Here is a 6,029-nt window from a genome sequence, read left to right as displayed (position 1 = left end):
CTTCCACGCGTTGGCCTGCTTCCCGATGCTCGTCGTCAGATCGACGGCGCGCGCGTACGCGCCCTTGTCGACCTTGCGCTTGTTGAAGCTGAGTCGCAGAAGCAGGTTGATCACCTGCAGGCGCTCGATGAGTTCTGACAGGTGAGGAGACTTGTCTTCTGCGACATTCGCGCGATACACAAGCATGATGATCTCGATGCACTCGGCGTTGATCTTCTCGCCGATCGACCGCTTGAAGTCCCGCTGCATGTTCGTGACGACGTCCGTCACGACATCCAGCAGGCCTTCGGCGGCGCGATAGATCGGCAGTTGGGTGTGCAGAGCCACGGTGGTCTAAATGGTCAAATTACTGAAGGAATGAATCTGCGGACGGCCCGGGCGCGCAGCTGGAGGAGCTGCCGGGTGCTGCTCTGGGTGCCGATGAAGAAGAGCTGACACCAGGCCCAGCCGGATTCTGATTCGTGCGCCTCACCAGACCAGTACCAGGCCGATTCGAACTCGCCCCGCAGGTTCGCGAAGAGCAGCGATTGCTCGCGGCGCGAGGGGAGTTCACCGCCTTGCTGTTCGGCCCATTCGCGCGCCTGGCTCCACGTCACGCTTTCGGCTTCGCCAGGCAGCAGGATCAGGTAATGGCTCAGTGCGCCATCCTCGTTCAGGATCGGGCCAGCACAGTGCTCCCCGGCCGCGAGTGGAATCGTGACCGCGTCGACCCGATATTCGGTAGCTCGAGGTTGCTTCTTGAATTCCTCGATCATGGCGGCGATGCGAGTGTGTTCGGCCTGGATCGCTTCAAGCGTGATCGTCATTGCGGTGCTCCAGTTGGAATGGATGAATGGATCAATTTTTGAATCTGCGGACGGCCCGGGCGCGCAGCTGGAAGCCCTGTCGGGTGCTGGACTGGAGGCCGTCGTAGAAGTCCTGACACCAGGCCCAGCCGGCATATTCAGGATCGTCATCCGACGTGTTTGACCAGTACGCGGCCTTCTCGAACAGGTCGCGATGCTGCTCGTAGGCGATTACGAGCTCCGCACGCGTCGGCAAGTCACCGCCGATGCTCTTCGCCCAGTCCAACTGTTCCTGCCATGTGGCACGGTCGTTGTCGCCCGGCAGCAGGATCGTATGGGTGACGTCACCATTTTTGTCGACGAAGCCGACGAGGTAGATCTCGCCGTCAGCGAGCGGGGGAAGCTGGATCTGCATGATTTCTCCGTAGAAAGAAGGGTGCCGTACGGGCCACCCCCTCAAAGCCAATGCTCTCGGGGACTGGAGCATCGGGGCCACTGCAAACTGGAAAGGGCTATTGACGGCGCGGACGCCATTCGGCACCGCGGACGATGCGACCGATCGGCTCGAGCACGAGAACTTCGGTCTCGCGATCGCCGCTCACCAGAACGCGGCCGCGCCGCTGGGCTTTCTCGATCGTGGTGTGCCGCATCGGTTTGGAATTTCGACCGACGGTCACGAACACCTGTCCGAGCGGGCGCACGTCGCCGCTTAGCGAGTCGATGCGTTTTTCGAGCTCGGCGTTGTTCGCCTTCAGGCGCGCATTCACTTCCTTCAGCGAAGCGTTTTCGGCGGCGAACTCGTCTCGTTGAACCTGCGTGCCCTTCAGCAATTCGAGAACCATCGTGATGGCGGTGACGGCATGCGCGCCAGCGAAATAGCTGCCTCGTGCCTCGTGGGCGATCAGCGCGTCGTCAAGCGCCTTGAGCCCCTGAAGGATCTCGAGTGGGTCGCTACGCCCGAGCAGATCGCGAGCTGCGTCGATGATGTGCTGCACGGTCGAGGGTGCCGTGCCGGTCGACGATTGATCGGCTTCGCCGTCGACGTTACTGGCAGGGTGGCTGACGACTTCGGCCGGCGGCGCGGCGTTTTCGGTCGCGGGGCGCACAGGCCGATCGCCTTGCGAGAGCCAGTACACGTACTCGTTGCCGCCGCCGGCGCGCTTTTCGCGCTCGACGAGGCCATTGCCGTGCATCTTGTTGAGCTCGCGGGAGACGTCCAGTTGCGGCATGTGGATCGCGAGAGAGATATTCTTCGCGGTCGCTTCGCCGGCGTGAGCGAGGTGCTGTTCGATCAGGTCGCGCATGTATTCCTCTCAGCCTTGGCGCAGTTCGCTATCGGATTCCCCCGCGATTGCCCCGTCCGCTCCGATCGCGAACGGTTCGCCGATTCGGTCTTGCGACAGGGCACGTGCGGCCTCGAGCATCACTTCCGCGTCGCGTGCGTCGATCTGAAGCGCAGCGCGGTTGCGCAGACGCTCGACGAGTTCTGCGGTGCTGCACGGGGCGACCACATACGCGAGGGCAAACCGTTTGAGCGCTTCCAGCGTCCCGCTTACGGTCTGGTATTCCACGGTCCCGATACGCGCGTCGAGCGTCACGGCCAAGCCGGAGCGTCGAGCGATGTCAGCGATATCCATGGCCGCCCCCGGATCAGTGAAGGGCGTGAACCGCAGGGTTCGCCTGCGTGCCGATCGTCTCGACTTCTTCGGCAGTCGGCAGCCACGAGATAACGGTGTCGCTGATCACGTCCAGGACGCGGCGGCGTTGCTCCTCGCGACGAACGGCTTCGGTGCGCATCAGTTCCATCGCCTTGATCCAGCCCAGATCCGAGAGCGGGTCGTCCAGCCAGACGGCGGACCATTTCCCGGCGCCAAACTTCGCGTCGAAGAGCTCTTGCGTTTCGGCCCGGGTCCGTGCGATCAGAAAGGCATCACTGCCCGGCGCATCGCAATCGTCGATGACGTGCATGGCGAAGCGCGCGAACGGCAGGGTCCAGTCGTCGAAATGGGCGACACCGGCGACCACCCCGTCGTCGGAAATGGCGACGATCGGGTGCAGGAGGTCAGTGGGACGGCGGTCGTTGAACACGTAGACGATCTTCATTTCGGGTACCTCAGACGTTGCGGTGATCGCGCTTCGCGGCGCGAAGATGGGCTCGCGCGATGCGGTAGGCGTCACGCAGAGTCAGGTTCCCCGCCTGCAGGTCGGCCATGACCTGCCACAGGGTCGGATACGACGGCGCAGCATTGGAGTGCCGCTCGACCAGCTGCTTCACGCTGTCGGCGAGTTCCGCGCGGTAACGCACGTGCGGTTTCGGTTCGCGATTCATGCAGATCTCGTCGGACAGTCGGGCGATGTGAAAGAGGCACACGGCAATGAGCAGGCCGAAAACGAAGATCAGCGCGATAAGGGTCCGGTATTCCACGGTCAATCCTCGTCACAGTCGTTCGCGGCACGCCGCTTGATGTCGAAATCGACGCCGTGATCAGGCGCCGGGCGAACTGGCCGCGCGTTGCGTCTCGACTGAACGTCGCGGATCTTCGGGTTCGGGTGCAGCTGCGCCCGGACTGCGGCTTGAATGGCGGCGCGCACCGCGGGGTTCGATAGCGCCTGTTCCGGCGATCCCGCTCCGAGCGTTGCGCAGGCCGGGGCGAGCACGTCGTCAGGGAGGCGGGTCGGGGTGGGGCGCATCGCAGCCTCGTTACATGCAGCGCGACACCGCGCACTGGACCTCGGTCTGTGCCGCCTGGTCCTGGTACTGGAAGTAGCCGAGGATGAGCAGGTAGACGAAGAACACGCCGAGGACCGCGAGGACGTTGCGAAAGGCGCGGAAGATGTGGCGCGCGATGCGCAGCCCGCGCGTGTCGTGCTTTACACGCTTCCAGGTGATCAGAGGTTCCGCGGTGTGTTGGTTCGTCGTGTTCATGGTCGATCCTCGTGATGGTGTGATTGCCCGCCGTAGCGGGAGCGGTTGGTCAGGCGGCGAATACTTCGGCGATCCAGTCGTGCCGGCCGTCAGCGCGCATCGCGTAGCGCCAGCGGGGAACGCCGCCGACCTTCTTCGCCGCGCGCTCGGCCGCACCACGTGCCGATGCTTCGGACCAGAACCATTCGCTGTAGAGCTTGTTCATCGTCGTTCCCCTTCGTGTTGCGTCTTGTGTAGATGAAATATTAGAACTTCTCTTTTGCGTTGTAAAGAGAAGTTCTAATATTTCATCGCAGCACAAGCTGATGCGCTTTTGGCGCCTTACGGGGCGGGGGCTTGGCCGTTACGGGCGATGACGTCTTGGCAGTTGACGATTGCCGCGCCGGCCTGACGCCGAAGCAGTAGGTCTGTCGTTCCAGAGACTGCTGCTATGCGATCGTCTTGGGCCAAGACGCGCCGAGCATTGGCAATGGTGCGTCGGCATTCGGCTACTGCTTGCTTGGAGGACGCTGCCTTGCCGGCGGGAGAATTTTGAAATTCGATAGCTGCTTGGGCTTGCGCCTGACGCGCACGTTCGTCGGCGCCGCGCGCTGCTCGGGCCGCCAGTTCAACGTCGCGCTCATGTAGATAGGCGGCGGCCTGTTGGCTACTTGCATCGGCCAATGGAAGACCACTGTTGCGGACGTATTGAAGGATTTCGCGCTCGAATCGGTCCGTTGGCGAGAACGACTGAGTTAGGATGCCGGTCTTGAATCGTTCAGTCGTCAAGACGTAGTAGCCGAATCCCGCAGCCGTCTGCATCGGCGTGAGGTGCAGGATGGCAGTGACCCGTATGGATGGTGAATCGAACTGTTGCCGAGTCGACAACGGAATTCCCGGTGCAGTTTCCGGGATTGTCGGCCGCTTTTCACCATCACGCTGGCAATAGAGCCCCATGCTCTCGTATTGGGACGCGCACTTTTTGTCGACGGTCTCTTGCGGGGCGAGGATTGCCGTCGCGGCGAAAGCTGATGCCTGGCACAGGATTCCGCAGGCGGCAAACCCGCAGCAAGTACGAGCGAAGAGCATGTTTTCTCCATCAAATCGAGGCGACATCCATCAGCTCAGACAGCAGAGCGAGTAAACCGCGCATAAGGCGCGGTGCAGCCGTGGCATCAACATCGATCATGCCGTACTCGATCTCGTCGTGGTCGGTGATCTTGCTATAGACGGAGGCTACGCGGGGTTGTTCGGCGCCTTCGGGAACGTACGCGCTGACGCGCCGTCGTCGAAAATCGACGGCGACGACGTTGCTATCTGGTTCCCTTACGCCTGATGTCACCCGACTGACCCCGTGCCGGTTCTACAAGAATCCGAGATTTTGTGTGCCGTTGCGGGGAGCGCGTTTTGTCCGTCAGACGAAGGATACCGAGAAGAAGATCCAGCTTCTCTTCGGATAGGAGGCCCTCTCTCTCCGCTTTTGCCAGTTCAGCCTTGAACATAGCAAGCTTCTGGCCTTGCACTGTATTTAACGCTTCCTGAACAGGGCGCCTAGCAGGGTTTGTCTCACCTTCATATCCGCTTACGGCTGCCGTTAACTTTTCGAATGCAGTACGCGTTTCCGCCTCAGTGCGGGCTTGGTTGAAGTCTGTGAACGGCTTCATGAGGCGCGGGCTGATCTCTTCGGCCTTCGCGCCGATCTGGGCACAAATGCTAACGAGAGCCTTCAAGTTCAACGGGATGATGCCGCGCAGGTATTGACCGATTAACCCCTGCGAGCCGAGTTCCGAGGCAGCGCCGAGCCACTGTTGCGTCGCGCCTGGATGCTCGTCCTTGTACTGCGCCCAGGCAGCGCGGAGCCGCGCAGCTTCGTCGCGCTCTTCGTCCGTCAGGGGGCGTTTCTCTACCGTAGCCATGGCGCGATTCTAATGAGCGTTGCTAATACATGGCTGGCCTCGATGATTAGAAGCGCTTTTTTCACTTTACTAATAAAGAGAGAAGTTCTAATATTTCGCCCATGGATCTTCCAACCTACCTTTCCAACGGCAAGCATCGTCAGCGCTGGCTCGCCGATGAACTTGGAGTCACGCAGGGGCTGATCAGCCAATGGGTACGAAAAAAGGCCGTGCCGCCGCCGGGTCGTTGCGTTGCGATCGAACGATTGACTGGCCGCAAGGTGACACGCCAGGAACTGCGCGACGACTGGATGGATATCTGGCCGGAGCTTGTCCAGCCGCCGACCGGGATTCCGGATCGCGAGCGTAAGCCGGCGGCTGGGCAAGTTCATTCCAAGGACGGACGTGATGGCTCGAAACGGTAGGCCGGCGGCGCGCGAATGG

13 protein-coding genes are annotated in these 6,029 nt (G+C 61.6%); 1 reads left to right on the top strand and 12 read right to left on the bottom strand.

Annotated features, from left to right (window positions below; genetic code table 11):
- The 12 genes from ACSHSS_RS21340 to ACSHSS_RS21285 all read right to left on the bottom strand — a co-directional run.
- On the bottom strand, window positions 1–327 hold a 327-nt coding region (locus ACSHSS_RS21340), incomplete at its 3' end, for a four helix bundle protein (RefSeq protein WP_445545519.1).
- A gap of 14 nt (window positions 328–341) precedes the next feature.
- Window positions 342–806 carry a DUF1566 domain-containing protein gene (locus tag ACSHSS_RS21335; protein ID WP_445545518.1) on the bottom strand — a complete coding sequence of 155 codons (465 nt, stop codon included), beginning with the start codon at window positions 804–806 and terminating at the stop codon, window positions 342–344.
- Window positions 807–837: 31 nt separating this feature from the next.
- Complete coding sequence (locus tag ACSHSS_RS21330; protein ID WP_445545517.1) at window positions 838–1,200, bottom strand: DUF1566 domain-containing protein; 363 nt, start codon at window positions 1,198–1,200, stop codon at window positions 838–840.
- 97 nt (window positions 1,201–1,297) lie between these two features.
- A complete protein-coding gene (locus ACSHSS_RS21325; protein WP_445545516.1) occupies window positions 1,298–2,089 on the bottom strand; it encodes a 1-pyrroline-5-carboxylate dehydrogenase in 792 nt (263 codons plus the stop codon).
- 9 nt (window positions 2,090–2,098) lie between these two features.
- Complete coding sequence (locus tag ACSHSS_RS21320) at window positions 2,099–2,422, bottom strand: hypothetical protein (RefSeq protein ID WP_217255521.1); 324 nt, start codon at window positions 2,420–2,422, stop codon at window positions 2,099–2,101.
- Between the two features lie 13 nt (window positions 2,423–2,435).
- Window positions 2,436–2,888 (bottom strand): hypothetical protein, encoded by a 453-nt coding sequence (locus ACSHSS_RS21315; protein ID WP_445545515.1) that lies wholly within the window; start codon window positions 2,886–2,888, stop codon window positions 2,436–2,438.
- A gap of 10 nt (window positions 2,889–2,898) precedes the next feature.
- A complete protein-coding gene (locus tag ACSHSS_RS21310) occupies window positions 2,899–3,210 on the bottom strand; it encodes a hypothetical protein (RefSeq protein WP_105840566.1) in 312 nt (103 codons plus the stop codon).
- Between the two features lie 2 nt (window positions 3,211–3,212).
- A complete protein-coding gene (locus ACSHSS_RS21305) occupies window positions 3,213–3,476 on the bottom strand; it encodes a hypothetical protein (RefSeq protein WP_146126156.1) in 264 nt (87 codons plus the stop codon).
- A gap of 10 nt (window positions 3,477–3,486) precedes the next feature.
- Window positions 3,487–3,711, bottom strand: a complete 225-nt coding sequence (locus tag ACSHSS_RS21300; RefSeq protein WP_212166602.1) for a hypothetical protein — start codon at window positions 3,709–3,711, stop codon at window positions 3,487–3,489.
- A 49-nt stretch (window positions 3,712–3,760) separates the two neighbouring features.
- The gene (locus ACSHSS_RS21295; protein WP_264838545.1) at window positions 3,761–3,916 is read right to left on the bottom strand and encodes a hypothetical protein; all 156 of its coding nucleotides are present in this window, start codon (window positions 3,914–3,916) and stop codon (window positions 3,761–3,763) included.
- Between the two features lie 116 nt (window positions 3,917–4,032).
- Window positions 4,033–4,779, bottom strand: a complete 747-nt coding sequence (locus ACSHSS_RS21290; RefSeq protein ID WP_445545514.1) for a hypothetical protein — start codon at window positions 4,777–4,779, stop codon at window positions 4,033–4,035.
- A 224-nt stretch (window positions 4,780–5,003) separates the two neighbouring features.
- Complete coding sequence (locus ACSHSS_RS21285; RefSeq protein WP_445545513.1) at window positions 5,004–5,606, bottom strand: hypothetical protein; 603 nt, start codon at window positions 5,604–5,606, stop codon at window positions 5,004–5,006.
- 101 nt (window positions 5,607–5,707) lie between these two features.
- On the opposite strand from ACSHSS_RS21285, the gene ACSHSS_RS21280 reads away from it, so the two are divergent.
- Window positions 5,708–6,010 carry a transcriptional regulator gene (locus ACSHSS_RS21280; protein ID WP_206382671.1) on the top strand — a complete coding sequence of 101 codons (303 nt, stop codon included), beginning with the start codon at window positions 5,708–5,710 and terminating at the stop codon, window positions 6,008–6,010.
- The last annotated feature ends 19 nt before the right edge of the window (window positions 6,011–6,029 follow it).

The sequence above is a fragment of the Burkholderia sp. BC1 genome, assembly GCF_052683555.1.
Note: the sequence above shows the minus strand (reverse complement) of the source record. Positions and strands in the feature narration are given on the sequence as shown.